Consider the following 20,471-nt stretch of genomic DNA (forward strand, 5'->3'; position numbering starts at 1 on the left):
ACTCTAATGAAAAGCCAGACTTAGAGAACAAGCCTATAAAACTTCTAACTTAGCAAACGCCGTCACAAGCCATTTGATCCCTTCGCCATTAAATGCGACTTGGACACGGCTTTGCTGACCACTGCCTTCAAAGTTAATGATAGTGCCTTCACCAAACTTGGCATGCTTCACCCTTTGTCCCAAACTAAATCCAGTTTGGTTAAAGCTTTCTTGACGCACTGGCGCAGGTTTTTGACCAAATCCCGAGGCAGTTTGCGGACGCGAAACTTGCGCTTGGCTGCGCACATGTTCGATATTCTCATTTGGCAACTCGCTGATAAAACGCGAGGCTTTATGGTACTTATCTTGCCCATATAGGCGGCGCATTTGCGCATGGCAAATATAGAGTTTTTCCATGGCGCGAGTCATACCGACATAACACAGACGACGCTCTTCTTCTAAGCGAGTGCTATCTTCGGCTGACATTTGGCTTGGGAACATGCCCTCTTCAACGCCAAGCATAAACACCAATGGGAACTCCAAACCTTTGGCGCTGTGTAGCGTCATCAGTTGCACCGCATCATCAAACTCATCCGCTTGGCCTTCGCCAGCTTCCAGCGCAGCATGAGATAGAAATGCCGATAGCTCACTCATATCATCTGCTTCTTCTGGGCGCTCAAATTGTCGCGCTGCGGTCACAAGCTCTTCTAAGTTCTCAATTCGAGCTTGAGATTTCTCGCCTTTTTCAGCTTGATACATGGCAAACAAACCTGAGGTTTTAATCGTGTGGTCAAATTGCTCATACATCGCCAGTTCTCGGGTATCATCTTCAAGCGCATTAATTAATTCCACAAAACGGCTAAATGCACCGGCAGCACGACCAGCTAAGACTTTTTCAGAAACTAAGGCCACGCCGGCTTCCCATAAAGTAAGGCCTCTATCACGTGCAGCAAAACGAATGGTTTCTAGGGTTTTATCCCCAAGGCCACGGGTTGGAGTGTTAACCACACGCTCAAAAGCTGCGTCATCGTTGCGATTGTTCATTAAACGCAAGTAACCCAATGCATCTTTGATTTCTTGACGTTCAAAAAAGCGCATTCCGCCATAAATACGATACGGCAAACCTTCACGGATTAACGCTTCTTCGAGTACTCGTGACTGGGCATTGTTACGATACAGCATGGCTGTGTCTGAAAGCTTATTGCCATATTCTTGCCAATGCTTGATTTTGCTGACAACAAAACGCGCTTCATCGAGATCGTTATAGGCTTCGTAGACAGAAATTGGCTCGCCGTTATCGCCCTCGGTCCAGAGTTCTTTACCTAAGCGTTCGGTGTTATTGCTAATGAGTTCATTCGCTGCGCTCAAAATATTTTTAGTCGAGCGGTAGTTTTGCTCCAAACGAATCGTGCGAGCACCTTGGAAATCATTTAAAAACTTCTGAATATTCGCAATTTGAGCGCCACGCCAGCCATAAATAGACTGATCATCATCACCCACGATCATTACATTCGAATTTTTGCCCGCCATCATGCGTAGCCATGCATATTGAATGTTGTTGGTATCTTGGAACTCATCTACCAAGATATGACGAAAACGAGCTTGGTAATGCTCACGGATATGCTCTTTATCGCGCAGCAATTCATGACAGCGTAAGAGAATTTCAGCAAAATCGACCAAGCCAGCGCGATCGCATGCTTCTTGATAGGCTTTATACACTTCAAGCCAAGTTTGGGTCACAGGATCTTGATAGCTATCAATATGTTTAGGACGTAAGCCTTCATCTTTTTTGCCGTTGATCCACCAGCTAGCTTGCTTGGCTGGCCATTGTTTTTCATCGAGATTTTGCGCTTTAATCAAACGTCTTAATAAGCGCAGTTGATCTTCAGAATCAAGAATTTGAAAGTCTTCTGGCAAGCGTGCATCGAGATAATGAGCACGTAAAATGCGGTGGCAAATACCGTGAAAAGTTCCGTTCCACATCCCAGAGGCGCCGCCCATCATCAGCTCATCAATACGCCCACGCATTTCTGCGGCCGCTTTGTTGGTAAAGGTCACGGACATAATCGAAAAAGGTGAAGCATTTTCAACCGCCATTAGCCAAGCAATACGATGCACCAATACACGGGTTTTCCCTGAGCCGGCTCCAGCCAAGACAAGAAGGTTTTCAAGAGGCGCGGCAACAGCTTCACGTTGTTTATCGTTTAAGCCGTCAATAAGTAAAGATGCATCCATTATAAGGTTCGCTACTGGTTATTTATACATTACCTTTAGTCTACCTAAAGGCGCTTAAAAAGTCACTCTTGGTCTCTTTTCTACTCCTATCCAAAATCTCATTAAGAGGGGATAAAATAGCTTTTTATTTACGCATAAGTGTGACAGTCTGTAGAGAAAATAAAGCCGAATAAATACTTTCATTTTGGACTTAATTACAAATGAAGACACCATTAAATAGGCTTATAACTTAAAAAGGAGTTTTTATGTTCGAACGTTCAAATATTACAGCTATGATCATGTGGCTTTTAAGCCTGCCCTTTAGCATTATTTCTGGGGCTGGATTTTTAATTTTCAAAAAAGATGATGCCTATGTTCAAGAGCAATCGCGCCAAGCTTTAAATTGGGGCATCACCAGCCTTTTAGTTGGTATTGTCGCTTCGATCCTTGGGATCAGCCTGATCGCTAAGATCTTAGGCGTCGTACACTTAATTGTGTGTGTGATGGGAATTGTGGCGGCAAAAGATCATCGTCACTACCATGTTCCTTTTGCTTACCCTTTCTTTAAATAACGCCTCCGCCAGATTGAAAGCCTTATGCCGCTTTCAGTCTGGCAATCTTGTAAAATTTCACACAACTCAAAAAATTTCACTTCCTTGCAACACTTCTTGGCAAACTGTTAAGCAGTGCAAAAAATAACACTTCCTGTCTCTCTAAATCTTGAATCCCTTAAAGTTTTCAAATTTTTTAAGTCGCCTAATTTTCTAACTGTGTTATCTCTTGTTCATTATTTATTCACCTTGGAGCTTTATGTTTGAGTATCTAAGCCAGTTTATGGGTGATCCTTGGATGGCATTTTTTAGCCTCATCATCATGAGTTACATTCTTGAAGATTTGGCAATCGTCACCGCAGCGCTCCTTTCTGCGCAACATCAAGTCAGCCCGAGCATTGCGCTAATGGCTATTTTTATTGGTATTTCAACAGGTGACCTTGCCTTGTATTTCCTTGGTTATTTAGCCAAAAAATTGCGCTGTTTACGTTATTGGCTACTCAAAAAGCCCAAAGTGAAACAAGTAAAAAGAAAACTACAAACCAAGACCTTTAGTAATATTTTGACCATTCGTTTTATTCCAGGACTGCGCACGATTAGCTATAGCTTATGCGGCTTTTTAGGGATTTCGATATGGCGTTTTATGCTCGCCGTAGTGATCGCAACAAGTATCTGGAGCGGCATTATTTTTGGCCTGATTTATTACTTAGGCTCCGTCTCTTGGGTCGTGGATACACATTGGAAATGGATTCTTGCACCACTCGCCATAGGCACACTGGTATGGATTAATCGTTCAGGAAATAAATTATGCAATCGAGTTTACAAGTGAGCCCAAAACCTTCTAAGGTGAATTTAGGCATGCCCGAAATGCCAACTCCTAAACGCGCCGTTTCTCGGTTTGAGTTTTGGCCAGCTTGGTTTTTTTATGCCCCGGTAGTGGTGCAAAGCCTCTATCATGGAGTCAAATATGGTGGCTTCAGCTTACCTTTAATTGCCAACCCAAACATATATTTAAGCGGTATGGTCGGCGAATCCAAAGCAGATATTTTATCCCTTGCTGGCCCTTATGCGAGTCAATTTATCCCTCAGTTTATCCGCGTAAAAAAATCCAGCGCGCCGTGTGAGCATCAAGTTAAGACGACTCGCGAACAAATGTATATTCAAAAACTTAACTACCCAGTGGTCGCCAAGCCAGATAAAGGCTGCCGTGGTGTCGGCGTGCGCTTAATTGAAAACGATCTTGAGCTGCAAGACTATATCCGTCACTTTCCCGAAAATGCGAGTTATTTACTACAAAAGAAATCTCAATATCACGCCGAAGCAGGGATTTTTTATATTCGCCATCCAGATCAAAAGCACGGCGAAGTATTCTCGATTACGCTGAAATACTCGCCTTATGTCGTCGGTGATGGCGTTAGCAGTTTGCGCGCGTTAATCCAGTCCGACCCAAGAGCAAGCCAATTGGCGCATCTCTACTTACCACGTCATCAAGACAGATTAGAAGATGTTATCACTCAAGGAGAAATCTTCCAGTTAGCCTTTGCCGGCAGTCACTCCCTCGGCTGCATTTTTAAAAATGGTAACCGCTTTATCAGTGATGCACTGGCGCGCGCTTTAGACCGTATTTTTGATGACTATCCGGGTTATCACTTCGGGCGGTTAGATGTGAAATTTAAAGACATCGACACTTTAATGGAAGGCAAAGACTTTGAAATTTTGGAGATGAATGGCGCGAGCAGCGAAGCTGGGCACATTTGGGATAGCGATACTCCATTATCTGAAATATTTAAAACTTTGCTCAAGCAATATCAACATTTGTATCAAATCGGTGCCAAGCAAAAAGCCAAAGGTCATCACGTTCCACCACTCAAAGCACTTTGGCAAGCTTATCAAGAAGAAAAGGCATTAATGAAAACTTACCCATCCACGGATTAAATAAAATTTAGCGAGGCAATTATGCTCAATACTCAAGCGACTCAAAGGTTAGCACTTCCAAGCTTGGTTCAAGGTAACCTAGAAGGAATAGACCAAGGCATATGCCTACTTGAGAGTCTCACTGATGACCAATATAACTATGATGCCAAGCCTTATGTCGAAAGTGGCATCGGCCCTCACCTTCGACATATCAATGATTTATATTTTGCGTTAATCGCCGAAAGTCATTCAGGTGAAGTCGATTATGATGTGCGTCGCCGCGGCGCGAAAATTGAAACCTGCCGCCAAACCGCAATTGAGGAATTTAAACAAATCAAGCACTGGCTGCTTTCTCTCAATCAAGATGATGTTCAAAGAAAGGTCAACATCAGCACTGAAACATCTATTTATCAGCAATTTATTTGCAAAACCGAGTCCACTTTAGGCCGTGAGCTAATTTTTGTAGCGAGCCATACAACACATCATTTTGCTGTCGTACGAGTGATCACTGAATTTTGCAAAGTCCCAACTCAAGATATTTTCTCCTATGCCCCAGCCACAGCAACTTATCTAAGAGGACTGAAAAATGTGCAGTCTTAGCTGGTTCTTTGAGCCGCAAGGCTATCATCTTTTTTTCAATCGTGATGAACAAAGAAAAAGAGCTCATGCTTTGCCTGCGCAGCGCGTTCATGTCAATCAAGTTAGCTGCATAATGCCAATAGATCCACAAGGCGCAGGAACTTGGATTACGACAAATAGTTTTGGCTTAAGCTTATGTTTATTAAATTTATATCAGAGCATAAGCGCGCCGACCCAAGCCAAAAGCCGCGGTCTAATTTTAAAGTCTCTAGCCGCTGCTCGCTCTTGTGATGAGGTTTGGCATGCGCTCGATAAATTAAATTTAAACGACTATGCCGGATTTAGTTTATTCGTATTTGAGCCACAGCGAGTCACAGGTTTTGCTTGGGATGGGATAGTGCTCGAACCCATACCTAACATCAGCTCGCCTTATATTTCTTCATCTGTGTATTTTGAACAAGCCAAACTTGCCCGTCAAAATGCTTATGAAAGACTCATTAGCTTGCCCAACCAAGTGCTGACACACAGTGATAGTAATCAAGCCGTTGCGCAGCATTTTAATTACCATAGATCACATTTACCAAATAAAGGCGCGTTAAGTGTTTGTATGCATAGAGAAGATGCTTGCAGCGTGAGCTTTACACATATCCAAGTGAGCCAAGATCAAAGCGTCATGAATTATTATCCAGGCTCACCTTGCCAAGGAAATTTACCACATACCCATAGACTTGAACTAACTAAGCAGGGCTCAATAACCACCCAAGCACCCAGTTATATTTAACCAAACCAACTCTCAAAATCTCGCGGTATTGGGAGAATGATTAAGGAAATCACAATGAAAGCTTATCTTCTAAAATATTTATCCATTTGTGCACTTACATTTGCAGCACTGGTGAGTACTCAAGCAAGCGCCGCCGATGAAATCTATACCAGTTACTTTAGCAACAAAGCTGTCGGGGGCTACGATACAGTGGCTTATTTTACCGAAGGCAAACCAGTCAAAGGCAGTGATCAGTACAAGGTCGAATACCGTGGCGCGGATTGGTATTTTTCTTCTGCAGAAAATCTAGAGTTATTTAAAGCCAACATGGAAAAATATACCCCAGAATATGGCGGCTATTGCGCATGGGCTGTGGGAGCACAAAACCAATTAGCTTCTGGCGACCCTCTGCAATGGACGGTTTATAAAGGCAAGTTATACCTAAACTATGATGCGTCAGTCAAAAAGCAATGGCTTGCGGACAAAGATAATCTTATCCAAAAAGCCGATCAAAATTGGCCAAACGTACTAAATAATTAAACTCTGAGAGCTCAGACATTCACCTTCTGAGTCAATCTTTTTCATATCCTGCAAGGAGCAAAGATATGTTCAAAAAAATGTCATTAAAATTTCTTCTAAGTCTCGTGATTGCTTTCATCTTTTTGCAATCCATGTTCTTTAAATTCACTGGTGCGCCTGAAACAATTTATATCTTTTCAACCTTAGGCGCTTGGTCTGGTTTTGATTGGTTTGCTGACTATGGCGCGTATATGGTTGGCACGGCTGAAATTATCGCCAGCATTTTACTGTTTAGCCGTTGGCATGCTTTGGGAGCATTGATGTCACTGGGCGTCATTAGTGGCGCGATTTTCTTTCACTTATTCACCCCACTAGGCGTCCAAATGCCAGAATTTAATGCTGCAGGGGAAGTGATAGGCAATGATGGCGGTACTCTCTTTATTATGGCATGCGTCGTTTGGCTTTGTGCATTTACTTTAGTGGTTAAGGATTACAGAGATCCACAAGGGTTCTTCCGTCAATTCTTAGGCAAAGATAGCAAATAAGGAGTAAAGTTATGCAGTCTAGTCCCTTTCGTTTGACAACTAACACACCGCTCAAATTTATCGAGCGGCTTGCAGAAAAAGTTACAGGCCTGCATAAGCTAGATGCTTTTTATCAACAAAGACCAAGCAATTTAGGCTGCCAGTCATTTTTGCGTTACACCTTAGATGTGCTTGGAATCAGTTATCATCTTACCGCAGGCTCTGCGCAAAATATCCCTCAAACCGGCGCCGTAGTCGTCGTGGCGAACCATCCATTGGGCGCCGTCGAAGGCGTCATTTTGGCAGAAGTTCTACGCCAAGTTCGTCCCGATGTAAAAATTCTTGCTAATCAATATTTAAAGCGCCTACCTGAATTAAGTGAACTCTTTATCGCTGTCGATGTATTTGAAGGCGAAGGCGCATTAAAAGCGAATATCAAAGCCATGCGCGAGGCACAAAAACATCTTGAGCACGAAGGATTATTACTCATCTTCCCTGCAGGTGAAGTCTCAAGTTATGATCAACATGGCCAGCTCAATGACGTCGCTTGGAGTAAGTCTGCGGCAAGACTGATTAAACGTACTCAAGCGGATGCTTTAACCATTCATATTGATGGTAAAAATAGCCGTTCATTTTATCTCGCCGGTAAAGTTCACCCTTTATTACGCACCGCAATGCTCGGGCGTGAACTACTCAACAAACAAACCGCTGCGATTGGAATCTCAATCGGCGAAGTGATTGAACACAAGGAGCTCTGCTCACTTAAAACAGATCAAGAAATCACAGATTATTTACGCCTCAATACTTACTTGCTCGCCCCACACCCAGACTATTCACCAAAGGCATTGGAGTACCAGACCCAAATTATCGACCCTATCCCGAGCGAGTTTTTAACCTCAGAAATCAATGCTCTTGCCATAGAAGATCACCTGCTAGATTTCAAAGAGTTTTCGGTCTATTGCACCAAAGCGAAACATATTCCGAACTTACTCAAAGAGATTGGACGCATTCGTGAAACCAATTTTCGCTTAGTCAATGAAGGCACAGGCAAGGCGTGTGATTTAGATGAATTTGATCAAACCTATCTGCATTTATTTGTCTGGGACAGACAAAATCAAGCTTTAGTTGGCGCCTATCGCCTTGGCTTGTCAGATAAAATCATCGCTAAAAAAGGCGTCAAAGGCTTATATTCGCGTACCCTTTTTGAATATGATGCAAGCTTTATCCAAGACACAGGTAAAGCCATTGAAATGGGGCGCTCTGTGATTGATGCACCCTATCAAAAAAGCTTAACTGCCTTGCTCTTACTCTGGAAAGGGATTGCAGCTTATGCGTCACGCCATCCTGACTACACGCACCTATTTGGCCCTGTCAGCATAAGTAGCGAGTACAGCCCTGTCGCCCGCCAGCTTATGGTTTCTACCTTGCAGATGCATTATTTTGATCAAGACAAAGCAACTCAAGTAAAAGCTAGCAACCCTTTACAAACCAATATTCCTCTATGGCGTCAAGATATGCTCAGCGCTTTAGCAGATATTCAGCTTTTATCTAAGGTCTTAGTTCGACTGAACCAACAAAGCGTCCCTGTGTTATTAAAACAATACTTAAATCTAAACGGTAAACTGGTTAGCTTTAATGTTGATGAAGATTTTAATGATGCATTAGATGGGCTGATTTTTGTTGATTTGCGTGAAGTGCCAACTCGGACACTTGCCAAATATATGGGCAAGGACGATGCCAACGCTTACCTTACTTATCATCAAGCATAAACTTAGCTTTTAAAATAAAAGAAAGGCGCTCAAGGTTAACCCGAGCGCCTTTCTAATGCCTGTCATTTAGCTTTGATCAATAACCAAAGATGACCCCAGCAAAGAAGTAACTCATTAGCGTAATTAAAGCAATGCCAACTAAATTAAGCATAAAGCCGGCGCGTATCATCTCGGTGATTTTAAGCTGACCGGATGCAAACACTATGCTGTTAGGTGGTGTCGCAACTGGCATCATAAATGCGCAACTTGCCGCCACCGCTGCTGGAATCGCTAACGCGGTTGGATGTGCTCCCATAGCAAGCGCAATTGGACCAAGTAAAGGTAAGAAACCTGCCGCTGTCGCCGTATTACTTGTCACTTCGGTTAAGAAGATAATCACAGCGGTAACAATGAGAACAACAAAGACAATCGACATACCAGAGGTTGAACCTAAGCTATCACCGATAAAGTCTGCCAAACCTGAGCTTTGAATTTGTGACGCTAAACTTAAACCGCCACCAAAGAGTAACAACACGCCCCAAGGTAGTTTCTTCGCCGTATCCCAATCAAGAATATTAATCCCATTTTTACGATCAACTGGAATAATAAACAGCAGCAGCGCAGCTAACATCGCAATCCCAGTATCAGAAATCGCAAGCCCAGTCCATTTGGCAAGTAAAGGACGGGTGATCCAGCCAATTGCCGCACAAGCAAAGATGATACCAACCCACTTCTCAGCTTTAGACAGATCGCCCAAGTCATGCAACTTGGTTTTAAGCATATCGCGTGCACCTTCAACTTCTGTGCTTGGCAATTTATATGCAAACTTAGTTAACCAGACCCAAGTAAAGGCCAACATAGCAATTGATAATGGCAACCCAAACAGCATCCACTGTCCAAAGCCTAACTCAATTTGATAGGTATCAAGTAGATAAGCCGCTAAAAGTGCGTTCGGTGGTGTCCCTATGAGAGTTGCCACCCCGCCAATACTCGCTGCATAAGCTATCCCTAACAGCAAAGCACTCGCAAAGCCTGAATTCTCACCCTCAGCTTTATCTGCATTGACCATGCCAATTATCGACATTCCAATCGGCAGCATCATTACTGCGGTTGCCGTATTACTCATCCACATAGATAAAAATGCAGTGATAAGCATTAAACCGCCGACTTGATGCGCTGGTTTATTGCCTACCGCAAGCATCGCAACCAAGGCAATCCGTCGGTGTAGGTTCCAACGCTCCATCGCTATCGATAAAATAAATCCACCTAAGAACAAGAAGATTAGTGGGTTTGAAAATCCAGCAGTCGCTTCTTTTACCGATGCCAAGCCAAGTAAAGGTGAGACAATAATAGGTAGAAACGATGTTACAGGAATGGGCGCCGCTTCTGTGACCCACCAAATCGCCATCCACGTTGCCAGACCCACCATTGCCCAAGCTGATGCAGACATGCCATCAAAAGGCGCATCAAAAACCAAAGTAATAAGTTGAATCAAAGGACCTAAGAATAAGCCAATAAAGGAGGAGAGAGGAGGTTTTGGGGTGCTCAGTTGCTTGGTTTGCATGTGTAACTCCTTGTAACTATTTAATGAGGTTTTTGTAGTTATATCTAATTTACCTCAGGATGCAGGGCTCAAGTACTACTAAGTAATTAGTACGTAAATACTATCTTGATGTTGTACCTTGTTTTTTATATTTAAGTAACAAAAATAAAGACATTTTGTGAGCAACAAGGCATTGATATACCAGATTAAAATTAAAAAGTAAGTTTCAATATATAATACTTAGTGACATATGTTTGCATCCCCAATTCGTGATTTTTTTCACAAAACCCTCAACTCTACATTTGCACTTCTGATGCAAATCAACTCAAACATTCGCATAGTGAATGGTTTTTATGCAATGAAATGTAACTTATACTTAAAAAAGAGGTTAAAAGAAGACTATAGATCACAATAAACTTGATTATTTTGTGGTTTTGTTGCATTTTTGTAAATTATTATAAAAGGATTGGCTGGAATACTCATGGAATATCACCCAAAGAAATACATACAAAGTAAATCTTCGCCTGAGCTGAAGAAAAACCTCATTACTAAACTCTTTATCACTGGTGTATTAACGAGTTCACTCATTGCTTGTGGTGGTTCATCCGATGGGCCCGATTATGGTACAGATCTTGGCGATCAAGAAATCACAACACCTGAAAATCCACAGCTCCCACCAGAGCCTGAAACGCCTACGGATCCAGATGAACCAGTTGAACCAGTTGAACCAGTTGAACCAGTTGAACCACCAAGTCTCACCTCAACCAATTTTTCAGAGCTAGACCCAAACACCCCTATTGTTCTCACTTTTGATGATACGGTCAGCTCTGAAAATATGCCGATAGAAGTCAACACAATCGATGAGACATGCCAAGGTGATGTTCAATTATCAAATGATGGTTTTCAATCTTGTGTAACCTTTGAAGAACCAGATTTTCAAGGTACAGATGTCGTTCTGACTCCAACTGAAGAGCTAGAACTTGGCGGTAATTATTCGGCCAAATTAGATGATGAGTTTGCCGCTGAAGTCGGCGCAACAGAAGAGCAAATCACTCAAGAAGTCGAAGTAAGTAATAAAACTCTCGTTATTAATGAAGTCGGCGGCTCCCCTGCAACCAATGGTATGCGTTGGTTTGAATTATATAACCCTAACTCAGCAGCGATTAACCTAAGTAATTATCAAGTGATCACTTATGGTAGTGATAGATCGTCAGGATCGCACGCCAAAACGCAAGATCTTGTGACATTTGACTTACCTGATGCAGAAATTAACGCTGGTGGTTATCTGATTGTCAGTGCGCAAAGTGTCTACGCTGATTTAGAAAACTCTGTACAGCGTATCTATCTTAAACAAGGGAATATTTACCCATATTGGGATAATGAAGGTCAACTTGATTTGGTGCAAAAGTCGAGTCAAAAAACGGCTGATTTCGTCTCTTGGGGAAAGAATGATTATACTCCAACGACAGCAGAATCTTGGTCTGGTAGTCCAGTATCTGGAAGTAACATGAATATCAGTATCGCATCCGGCATTGCAAGAAGTCTAGATGCAACCACTGGCTCTCCTGCAGATACAAATAGCGCTGCAGATTGGCAAGAAGGCGCCAGCACACTCGCAGCGCCGAATGATTATTGTGGCGATCCAACCGATGCCGATAACGATATGATCCCAGATTGTAATGAGCAACCCGGCACAACACTTGCGGGCATGCCTTTATATGAATGGGGAGCACGCGCAGGCACGCCAGATATTTTCATTGAAGTGGATTATATTGACGCTACTAATGGTGGCACACGCGAAGCCGACGAAGGTGTGATCCCACATCAAGCTGCCCTGCAAAAAGTTGTCGACGCATTTGCCAAACAAAATATCGCTGTGCATTTTGATGTAGGTGATCTTTTTGCTGAGGCCCAAGGCCAAGGTATGAACTTAGGTGGAGGCAACCAAGTCCCATTCCAACCTTGGATTAAAATGCAAACAGGTACAGCTCCCTTACCTGAAGGTCAATATGATATGCGAGACTATAAACGTGATCACTTTGATTATAGTCGCCTCTTCTTGTTTCATTATTTGGTTTATGGATTTAGCCAAGAAGCAGGAGAAAAATCAGGGTCAAGCGGTTTTGCTGAAACCGATGGAAATGATGTACTTGTCACTTTTGGTAGCATGGGACTCACAACCAAAGCTAGTTCCTCACGCAGCGCAGAAGAAAACACGAATCGCTTGGTGAATACTCAAGCCGTTACCGTCATGCATGAACTTGGACACAACCTAGGCCTCAGCCATGGCGGTATGGATGATAAGGTCAATTATAAAACCAACTATCTCAGTATTATGAACTACTTATACCAAATTGGCGGTTTACCAAATCCGGATGAAAACCCTGGGGATCGCTATTATTATCGCATGGAAGGAGCTTGTAATATTAGCTCACGTAGCAAGCTTACTGATGGCTACTATACTGATAGCTTCCGTATGGACTACTCACATGGCCAAGCATCAGATATCAACCCTAAGAACGTCAGTGAAGCAGATGGTTTAGGTGGCGGTAGCCCTATCGATTATGATTGCGATGGTGAACTTACTGATAAAACAGGGATTAATATCTTTGCTCTTAGCAGCTCAACATACGAGCCAGAAGATGCTACAGATACATGGACAGATCATAATGACTGGGCAGACATCAAGATCAACTTCCTAGATAGTACGATTAGCGCGGGTTCAGGTGACACTCGTAGCCTAAGAAATATCTCGGATACAAGTATTACATCACCTTTCTATATCCAGTCAGATATCTCAGAAATAGGTGAGCATTAATTTAAAGTTTTACCCCTAATATTTATATAATATATTTAAGGTGCAGTCATTTTTACTGCACCTTTTTTCTTTGCAAAATAAGTTCACCCCCCCCATTAACCATTCGATTAATAATGAAATATATCCATATCAATTTAAACTATTCATTCATAATATATATAATATAGACTTAACTATTAATATGTAATTAATCTATTGTTGCATATATTAACTTAATCGCTCGTTATTTAGCATGATATGAAAGCTATATAAAACAGTTGACAAAAGGGTATCCCCTTGTAATTTCTACCAAAACACGCTTAAGTTCACATATTTTATAAAAGGTTTTTACATTGTTACAATAAAATGTGATTTCACTATTTATAAAAACACAAAATCACAACTAACTAACTGAATATAAATAAGAATATTTATTCCCAAATAACTCATATGAATATTTCCCTATCGTTTTAGTGGTTATATAAAACAGTATTTTTTTGTTCATTAAATAATTAATAATGCTATATTAATCACAGCGCTGATTAAAAAAGCACCTTCTTACATCTTTTTCAGCGCTCTTCATCATCTTTGAATCTAACAGGATGTTATATATGAAAAAGACTATATCAGTAACAATCGCTATGCTTGCTAGCGGTTTATATTCTGCAACAACTCTTGCAGCAGATGGCACCATTACTATTAATGGAGAAGTAATAGATCAGACCTGCGTTATTAATGGAGGTAGTACAGATATTGAAGTGCCGCTACCGACTGTTAGTAAGTCCGCATTAGGGGTAGCCGGCGACACTGCTGGCGAAACACCGTTTAGCATTAATTTAGAGGGTTGTCCTGCAGGGTCTGTACGTGCTTATTTTGAGCAAGATAATATAAACCAGAGCACAGGTAATATATCCAATAAATCAAATACGGAGGATAATAGTGATTATGCAACGAATGTTGAAGTTCAACTATTAAATTCAGAACTTACTGTTATAGATTTAACCCTAAACGATGATAGTCAAAACCCCGTCGTCGCTGTAGATACTGATTCAAACGCCACACTGAACTACTTTGCTCGTTATTATGCAACTGGAGACGTAATGCCAGGCTTAGTTGAAGCTCAAGCGGTTTATTCTATTGAATATAGATAATCATTCTTTCTTTCGAAAAATAAATAGAGCATAAGCCTTAATTAAATATCACAACTAATATTTGTGCAAATAGTTAAGGCTTGATTCTCGAATAAAGTTGCATATAAGGATATAGCATGAGATTTTTTATACGCTTAATGATGTATGGATATATTTTAATCCAAAGCATATCTCTTAGTTATGCCAACATTATTATTACTGGTACTCGCTTTGTGTACCCTGAAAATGCAAAAGAAATCAACATTCAACTCTCTAACTCAAGTGAAACACCACGCCTAGTCCAATCTTGGTTAGACAAGGGTGATCCTAAGGCGCGTCCTGGTAGTGAGTATGTGCCGTTTCTAATTACGCCACCAATCACTCGTGTTGAAGGCCACCAAGGACAAAGCTTACGGGTACGTTATATAGATAAGAATCTACCTCAGGATAGAGAAACTCTGTTGTGGCTAAATGTACTAGAAGTGCCACCAACCGCTAAAAATGCAGATCAAGAGACAAGCAACTCTCTACAGTTGGCAATTCGTTCACGCTTAAAGTTTTTCTTTCGCCCTGAAAGTTTAAAGAGTTCACCAGAGCAAGCTATCAAAAACTTACAATGGCAAGTGACAGGCTCAGGTTCAAATACGAGCTTAACGGTAAAAAATCCAACGCCTTACTATTTTTCATTTCACAGTTTAAATGCTGCAAAGCAAGAAATTAAACTTACCAATGTGGATATGGTAGCGCCTTTTTCATCGGCCAAAATTAGCCCAGGACACGCCATAAATAAAGCGAGTGATTTTAGTCTGAAGTGGATAAACGATCGCGGCCGCGTACTCACACAAAGTTATCGCTTGCAGTAAAGCGTTCAAAACATGCGCCAAACTAACTAAATAGATAAGAGAAAGATTATCGGAAGAAAATAAAAACTATAAATATTATTAACATGGACGCTATTATGAATAACCTAACTATGAAATCCTACATAGTTTGGTTACTCGCTTGCCTAGCTAACACGAGTTACGCAAGTGAAGAAGACCAAACCACAACGCCAGAATCGGCGCCTCAAGAGTACGAATTTAATTCGTCTTTCTTGTTTGGTTCTAATAGCCAGTTTGATATTGAGCAGTTCTCTAAACCAGGTTATATCCCACCAGGAGAATATGATCTTTGGGTAAGCTTAAATAATCGCACTTCCTTTCAACAAAATATTCAAGTGCGCTCAGATCTAAACCAAGACACCTCCATCACCTGCTTTAAAGAGTCAGACTTTAAAATGTGGGGCGTACGAATCAATGAGCTGCCCAATCAAGAGCTTTATCAAACCCAAGCCAATAATCAGTGCTTAATTTTAGATGAGTTGATCCCACATGCGAGCTTTACGATTGATTTAGGTAAAATGCAAGCAAGCCTATCGATCCCTCAAGCTTATCTTGATCAGCCAAATCGTGACTATATCGACCCGAAAGACTGGCGCTATGGCATTAATGCAGGCTTTATTCGTTACAATGCCTTTGCCAGTTTCTATGATTACGATGATGATTTTATCTCAAGCTATAATCTTAACTTAACCGCAGGGCTTAACTTAGGTCGCTGGCGCTTGCGCCACAATGGTAATTATTCCTATCAAGAAGAATCTGGAGACTATGAATCTGATTACAATAGTTTAAATACTTATTTGCAAACAGATATTGATACATTAAAAGCGCAAATTACTTTAGGTGAGTATTACACTCAAGGGGATATCTTAGATAGTACACCTTTTACCGGTGTCAGCATTGCCAGTGATGACTCCATGCTGCCAAGTAGTGAGCGTGGCTATGCACCTGTGATCCGCGGGAATGCCAGCACCAATGCAAAAGTCAAAGTTTATCAAGATGAGCAGCTGCTCTATAGCACCAATGTACCACCCGGTGATTTTGTGATTGATGAGCTTTATGCCACGGGGTATGCCGGCGATTTAAGAGTAGAAGTCGAAGAATCAAATGGGCAAGTCAAAAGCTTTATCGTGCCTTATGCGAGTGTCGTGCAAATGCTACGTCCAGGTCAAAGCCGCTTTAGTGCAACCGCAGGGCGTTATCGTGATGACCAAACCCATGGCGCACCTTGGTTTATGCAAGGAACCTATCGTTATGGGATTAATAACGCTTTTACTACTTACACAGGGGCAAATATTGCGCAAGATTATTATGCTGCAACTTTAGGAATAGCTTATGCTAGCGTGATTGGCGCCATTGCTTTAGATGCCACCTATTCTTACTCAAATGATATCCCAGAGCCAAATGATTATCAGCTTTCAGCTGGCAGTGGTCAGAGCTACCGCATTACTTACAACAAGCTAGTTCAATCAACCAATACTAACTTTGCATTGGCTGCATATCGTTTCTCATCTGAAGATTACTTAACCTTTAATCAATTTGCACGCTTGCAAGAGTCTGATCCTGAATCTATTAGTAACTTTCGAGAAAAACAAAGATTCCAGTTTAATATCAGCCAATCATTAGGCGATTGGGGGAATGTTTATGCTTATGGCCTTCGCAGCACCTATTGGGGAGATTTAGACGACACCAGCAATTTTCAGATTGGTTATAGTACAAGCTTTTCTTGGGGAAGCCTCACGACCAGTATGGAACGTGTTTTTGAAGAAGATGATAATTATAATAATTACCGTGTGCGCTTATCTATCCCATTAAACTTCTCAACTAATTATTCTTCTTTATCAACAGAATATAACTACTATGAAAATAGTGAGCAACACAGCGTGCGCACAGATTATTCATCTAGTTATGGCGATTATAATCAGCTTAATTACAGCGCTTATATCAATCAAACCTTTGAGAAGAGAAGTGATGATTCAACAAGTTATGGTTTAAATCTTGACTACACTGCACCCTATTCACGCCTCAATGCTGGCGCTTCTTTTAGTGATGCCATTAATCAATATACCTTGTCCGCTTCAGGGACTGTGATTGGTTATGCCGATGGGCTGATCTTCACTTCAGCGCAAGGTGAAAACATGGCGATCCTTGAAGCTGATGGCGCAGCCGGCGCAAAAGTAGTGGGTACTCAGGGCAATACACTCACAGGATCAGGAAAAACCGCTGTCGCCAACCTAACCAGTTATCGCTATAACAATGTGAGTTTAGATACTCGAGAGGTGAGCGATCTGACTGAATTACAAAGCACTTCACAACGCGTTGCGCCACGCAAGGGGGCGATTGTTAGGCTCAAATACGATACCCAAACCGGTGAGCCTACTTTACTTAGATTGCAATCAGAGAAAGTACCTTATGGAGCGCAAGTTCTAGATCAAGATCAACAAGCTATTACTATTGTTGGCCAAGGCGGAATTATTTATTTTCGTCAAAAAGTCGAACAACTATTTATCCACTGGCGTGCGCAAGGAGCAGCTCAAAGTTGCCAGATTATGTTTGATAAACAAGCCGTTGCAAAAGCTAAGGGCCGCCCAGTAAAAGCTGAATGTAAATAAAAGGATGTCATATGCAAAGTCGCTTTATCGTAATGAGTCAACTGATAATTTTCCTACTCGCAGGGACAAGCATGCATATCCCCAAAGCTAATGCAGATGCATATTATGCTAATTGTGAGTCGCCTAATTTGCCTTATTCTCTACCTATATTTATCGTGGTTGCCGACTCCAACTTAGAAATTGGAGATGTCATTCCTGGCGGCGATCGATATTGGAATATGAATATAACCTGTGACCAATACGCAGATGTCGATGATGGTTGTGGTGATGGGGGAAATTGGACTATAGGCGGTATAGACTTTGATCCCGTTGGCACTGTGCCAAGAACCTATAAAATTGCGGGCCTCCCTAATGGTATTGGCATGCAATTTTTAGATGCATCGGGTAACCTTCTGCCATTAGGTACAGGACAAGTAAGATTAGATTTAGGCGTTAAGCCACCTTCTGCGCCACATGTAGCACATAATGTTCCGCTACGTATACGTATAGTAAAAACAGCTGAGACTATTTCAGAAGGAAACACAAACGCATCGTTTCAAATTAGCTGCGTAAATAGAGAGTGGGCAAATAGAACCGCACCAAACAGCACTATAAGTTTTAGTAGCTCAGTTCTTGTCACAACAAATACCTGTAATTTAAGCACCTCAAATACAGTCGTCAATTTACCGCCGGTTGGCAAGAAAGAGTTTACTGGGATTGGTAGTACCTTAGGTTTAACTAACTTTAACTTAAACTTTGTATGCGATGCAGGTGTTCATGCCTTTGCTTATTTATCCGATGCCAGCAATCAAGGTAATAACACAGATATCTTATCTTTAGAGTCTTCAAGTACTGCGACAGGGGTAGGTTTACAAATTAATCAGAACACCAGAGCCATACGTTATGCACCGGATAAGATGATAGACGGCACCATAGATGTTGATACAGGAACGGATACTTTCAGTTTAAATAATTATGAGAATGATATGCCACGAGCATTTAATTTTGGTCTAAGTGCAAATTATATTCAAACCGCAGAAGAAGTCACAACGGGAAGCGTTTCTGGTATTGCAGAAGTTCTGATAGTTTACCGCTAACTCGCAGCAAAGCATTAGGTATAAAAAAGCAGCTATCAAGGCATACTCGATAGCTGCTTTATCTTTTTCGCTATTATAAATCTTTGATCATGTCCAAAAGCATAGGCCAAAGCGTGTTATAACCAAAATAAACGACTGCGATAATCACAATCGTCCAGAAAATACGTGAAATCCAAGCACCTATCATTAATCGGTTAGATGGATCCGGCTCGCCACAATTTGGACAAAAATGTGCCGCTTTTGACACTTTCCAATCACAAACAGGACAATTCATAAGTTTTTTTGCTTTCTTAGCACTAGAGATCATTGGTGCGCCCGACGCATTGTCATTTGCTATTGGGCGAGAAGACTCTTCTCGACTCGCTGTCATTGTACTTTCCTTCACTAGAGTCACCTTTGTATTCGGGGATATATGAAAATATCATACTCAAAAATCACTCAAGATGCACTCTTATAAATACCTTTTGTTAACCCATCCATATGCTTAGATTAGATATTGACACGCCATAAACTAAAACATGACTTATTTCTCACATAAAAAAACCAGTAGAGAATATCTACTGGCTTCAACTGTTAAACTTGCCAATATTTTAGCTCTCAGATGCGAGAGTTTGTTGCGGTTTCACTTTACCTAGCGCCAAAAACGTATCGTATTCTCTTAAGCTATAAAGAATAAACGCGGCGCCAAGCATAGGCCAAGCAGCAAAGAAAAGTAAATTATTAAATGGGTCTAAATACTTCCCCATAGAAACGAAAGTTGAACCTGCGTGCATGAGCAAAATCAACAAATAAGTGACATTTTTAAATAAGCCTGCGGCAAAAATCGCGACAAAAGCAAGTTGCACGACACCTAAACCAATTGCGGCTGTTGTTGAAATTTCAAACCCATAAAACCCAGCAAAAACCGCTTGAGTATGCGCGGTATTAAAGAGCTTATCAAATGCCCAGACAAAAAAGACTAAAGCAAGGGTCGCACGAATAAAAAATAACCCAAGCGGGAGTTTTTTCTGTAGATCTTTAGGTAAAGTGTTGTCCATCTTCGTTTCTCCATAAATATAAGATTCAAATTAAAGACCTAGGTATGCTTGGATTTATTCCATATCTGCATAAAAATCTTAATCTTTATCTATAAAAAGAAAAATACTGGCTACAACACTTAACTTGACACCTATCAAACTAACAGTTAACTAATCCTAACTTACTGATATATTATATAAAATCTAAATTAGATTAAGAGAATAAACCGACTAGTCAAAAATTGTTCATTCTCCAGTGAACCAGAAATAAGGATGTTAATCCCCCCTCTAGTATCCGGTTTTTTTAATTTTACATGAACAGGAGTAACACCAACCTCTGAAGCTATAACTGTATGATTAAGCAATTCAACTTTAGAGTTTGGTCTAACCTCAATCTTCAAATCTGATATTTTTTTTATGCTTTTTAATTCAATATTAAATGAAGCATATTGATTCTGACTTTCAACAATTAATGGTATTTTTATGCTGACACTTTCAGGTAACTCTCCTCTAGGATCAGTAGAGTGAGAGTGACCAGCAAATACCTGAAAAGAAAAAAATAAAAATATAAAAAATACATACTTATTCATAATTAAATACTCAAATTGGTGCAGTTTATATTAACTGCACC

18 protein-coding genes are annotated in these 20,471 nt (G+C 41.1%); 13 read left to right on the top strand and 5 right to left on the bottom strand.

Annotation, left to right across the window (positions count from 1 at the left end; genetic code table 11):
- Positions 1-33 precede the first annotated feature (33 nt).
- Positions 34-2,217: a DNA helicase II gene (gene uvrD, locus AC2VOY_RS05775; protein ID WP_491833030.1), complete on the bottom strand. Its 2,184-nt coding sequence runs from the start codon at positions 2,215-2,217 to the stop codon at positions 34-36.
- A 242-nt stretch (positions 2,218-2,459) separates the two neighbouring features.
- Between uvrD and AC2VOY_RS05780 the strand changes: the two genes are divergently transcribed.
- The 8 genes from AC2VOY_RS05780 (at position 2,460) to AC2VOY_RS05815 (ending at position 8,809) form a co-directional block, all read left to right on the top strand.
- Positions 2,460-2,765: a DUF4870 domain-containing protein gene (locus AC2VOY_RS05780; RefSeq protein ID WP_491830341.1), complete on the top strand. Its 306-nt coding sequence runs from the start codon at positions 2,460-2,462 to the stop codon at positions 2,763-2,765.
- A 238-nt stretch (positions 2,766-3,003) separates the two neighbouring features.
- Positions 3,004-3,573, top strand: a complete 570-nt coding sequence (locus AC2VOY_RS05785; protein WP_491830342.1) for a DedA family protein — start codon at positions 3,004-3,006, stop codon at positions 3,571-3,573.
- Entirely contained in the window at positions 3,552-4,679 is a 1,128-nt protein-coding gene (locus AC2VOY_RS05790) for a D-alanine--D-alanine ligase (protein ID WP_491830343.1), read from the top strand. Before AC2VOY_RS05785 ends, AC2VOY_RS05790 begins: the two co-directional genes overlap by 22 nt.
- Positions 4,680-4,700: 21 nt before the next feature.
- Entirely contained in the window at positions 4,701-5,258 is a 558-nt protein-coding gene (locus AC2VOY_RS05795; RefSeq protein WP_491830345.1) for a DinB family protein, read from the top strand.
- Positions 5,245-6,018: an NRDE family protein gene (locus tag AC2VOY_RS05800; protein WP_491830346.1), complete on the top strand. Its 774-nt coding sequence runs from the start codon at positions 5,245-5,247 to the stop codon at positions 6,016-6,018. Before AC2VOY_RS05795 ends, AC2VOY_RS05800 begins: the two co-directional genes overlap by 14 nt.
- A gap of 54 nt (positions 6,019-6,072) precedes the next feature.
- Positions 6,073-6,537: a YHS domain-containing (seleno)protein gene (locus AC2VOY_RS05805; protein ID WP_491830347.1), complete on the top strand. Its 465-nt coding sequence runs from the start codon at positions 6,073-6,075 to the stop codon at positions 6,535-6,537.
- Positions 6,538-6,602: 65 nt separating this feature from the next.
- Positions 6,603-7,061 (top strand): hypothetical protein, encoded by a 459-nt coding sequence (locus AC2VOY_RS05810; protein WP_491830348.1) that lies wholly within the window; start codon positions 6,603-6,605, stop codon positions 7,059-7,061.
- A gap of 11 nt (positions 7,062-7,072) precedes the next feature.
- Entirely contained in the window at positions 7,073-8,809 is a 1,737-nt protein-coding gene (locus AC2VOY_RS05815) for a bifunctional lysophospholipid acyltransferase family protein/GNAT family N-acetyltransferase (protein WP_491830350.1), read from the top strand.
- A 76-nt stretch (positions 8,810-8,885) separates the two neighbouring features.
- On the opposite strand, the gene AC2VOY_RS05820 is transcribed toward AC2VOY_RS05815, so the two are convergent.
- Positions 8,886-10,352 (bottom strand): SLC13 family permease, encoded by a 1,467-nt coding sequence (locus AC2VOY_RS05820; protein ID WP_491830351.1) that lies wholly within the window; start codon positions 10,350-10,352, stop codon positions 8,886-8,888.
- Positions 10,353-10,812: 460 nt separating this feature from the next.
- On the opposite strand from AC2VOY_RS05820, the gene AC2VOY_RS05825 reads away from it, so the two are divergent.
- From AC2VOY_RS05825 to AC2VOY_RS05845, 5 genes are all read left to right on the top strand, one after another.
- Positions 10,813-13,149, top strand: coding sequence for a lamin tail domain-containing protein (locus tag AC2VOY_RS05825; protein ID WP_491830353.1), 2,337 nt, complete (start codon positions 10,813-10,815; stop codon positions 13,147-13,149).
- Positions 13,150-13,739: 590 nt separating this feature from the next.
- A complete protein-coding gene (locus AC2VOY_RS05830; protein ID WP_491830354.1) occupies positions 13,740-14,279 on the top strand; it encodes a fimbrial protein in 540 nt (179 codons plus the stop codon).
- 116 nt (positions 14,280-14,395) lie between these two features.
- Positions 14,396-15,121, top strand: coding sequence for a fimbrial biogenesis chaperone (locus AC2VOY_RS05835; RefSeq protein WP_491830355.1), 726 nt, complete (start codon positions 14,396-14,398; stop codon positions 15,119-15,121).
- A 95-nt stretch (positions 15,122-15,216) separates the two neighbouring features.
- On the top strand, positions 15,217-17,748 hold the full coding sequence (locus AC2VOY_RS05840) for a fimbria/pilus outer membrane usher protein (RefSeq protein WP_491830356.1): 2,532 nt from the start codon (positions 15,217-15,219) through the stop codon (positions 17,746-17,748).
- A gap of 11 nt (positions 17,749-17,759) precedes the next feature.
- On the top strand, positions 17,760-18,824 hold the full coding sequence (locus AC2VOY_RS05845) for a fimbrial protein (RefSeq protein WP_491830357.1): 1,065 nt from the start codon (positions 17,760-17,762) through the stop codon (positions 18,822-18,824).
- A gap of 73 nt (positions 18,825-18,897) precedes the next feature.
- Here AC2VOY_RS05845 and AC2VOY_RS05850 read toward each other — a convergent pair whose 3' ends face one another.
- From AC2VOY_RS05850 to AC2VOY_RS05860, 3 genes are all read right to left on the bottom strand, one after another.
- Positions 18,898-19,194: a hypothetical protein gene (locus tag AC2VOY_RS05850; protein ID WP_491830358.1), complete on the bottom strand. Its 297-nt coding sequence runs from the start codon at positions 19,192-19,194 to the stop codon at positions 18,898-18,900.
- Between the two features lie 220 nt (positions 19,195-19,414).
- Positions 19,415-19,861: a hypothetical protein gene (locus AC2VOY_RS05855; protein ID WP_491830359.1), complete on the bottom strand. Its 447-nt coding sequence runs from the start codon at positions 19,859-19,861 to the stop codon at positions 19,415-19,417.
- A gap of 188 nt (positions 19,862-20,049) precedes the next feature.
- Positions 20,050-20,430, bottom strand: a complete 381-nt coding sequence (locus tag AC2VOY_RS05860; RefSeq protein WP_491830360.1) for a hypothetical protein — start codon at positions 20,428-20,430, stop codon at positions 20,050-20,052.
- Between the last annotated feature and the right edge of the window lie 41 nt (positions 20,431-20,471).

The sequence above is a fragment of the Vibrio sp. KMM 9700 genome, assembly GCF_058545285.1.

Excerpts from the sequence above, each read along its gene's own strand:
- AC2VOY_RS05855 (WP_491830359.1), bottom strand. The coding sequence starts at position 19,861 with ATGGACAACACTTTACCTAAAGATCTACAGAAAAAACTCCCGCTTGGG.
- AC2VOY_RS05810 (WP_491830348.1), top strand. The coding sequence starts at position 6,603 with ATGTTCAAAAAAATGTCATTAAAATTTCTTCTAAGTCTCGTGATTGCT.
- AC2VOY_RS05840 (WP_491830356.1), top strand. The coding sequence starts at position 15,217 with ATGAATAACCTAACTATGAAATCCTACATAGTTTGGTTACTCGCTTGC.
- AC2VOY_RS05785 (WP_491830342.1), top strand. The coding sequence starts at position 3,004 with ATGTTTGAGTATCTAAGCCAGTTTATGGGTGATCCTTGGATGGCATTT.
- AC2VOY_RS05800 (WP_491830346.1), top strand. The coding sequence starts at position 5,245 with ATGTGCAGTCTTAGCTGGTTCTTTGAGCCGCAAGGCTATCATCTTTTT.
- AC2VOY_RS05820 (WP_491830351.1), bottom strand. The coding sequence starts at position 10,352 with ATGCAAACCAAGCAACTGAGCACCCCAAAACCTCCTCTCTCCTCCTTT.
- AC2VOY_RS05835 (WP_491830355.1), top strand. The coding sequence starts at position 14,396 with ATGAGATTTTTTATACGCTTAATGATGTATGGATATATTTTAATCCAA.
- AC2VOY_RS05850 (WP_491830358.1), bottom strand. The coding sequence starts at position 19,194 with ATGACAGCGAGTCGAGAAGAGTCTTCTCGCCCAATAGCAAATGACAAT.
- AC2VOY_RS05815 (WP_491830350.1), top strand. The coding sequence starts at position 7,073 with ATGCAGTCTAGTCCCTTTCGTTTGACAACTAACACACCGCTCAAATTT.
- AC2VOY_RS05790 (WP_491830343.1), top strand. The coding sequence starts at position 3,552 with ATGCAATCGAGTTTACAAGTGAGCCCAAAACCTTCTAAGGTGAATTTA.
- AC2VOY_RS05845 (WP_491830357.1), top strand. The coding sequence starts at position 17,760 with ATGCAAAGTCGCTTTATCGTAATGAGTCAACTGATAATTTTCCTACTC.
- AC2VOY_RS05825 (WP_491830353.1), top strand. The coding sequence starts at position 10,813 with ATGGAATATCACCCAAAGAAATACATACAAAGTAAATCTTCGCCTGAG.
- AC2VOY_RS05860 (WP_491830360.1), bottom strand. The coding sequence starts at position 20,430 with ATGAATAAGTATGTATTTTTTATATTTTTATTTTTTTCTTTTCAGGTA.
- AC2VOY_RS05830 (WP_491830354.1), top strand. The coding sequence starts at position 13,740 with ATGAAAAAGACTATATCAGTAACAATCGCTATGCTTGCTAGCGGTTTA.
- AC2VOY_RS05795 (WP_491830345.1), top strand. The coding sequence starts at position 4,701 with ATGCTCAATACTCAAGCGACTCAAAGGTTAGCACTTCCAAGCTTGGTT.
- AC2VOY_RS05805 (WP_491830347.1), top strand. The coding sequence starts at position 6,073 with ATGAAAGCTTATCTTCTAAAATATTTATCCATTTGTGCACTTACATTT.
- AC2VOY_RS05780 (WP_491830341.1), top strand. The coding sequence starts at position 2,460 with ATGTTCGAACGTTCAAATATTACAGCTATGATCATGTGGCTTTTAAGC.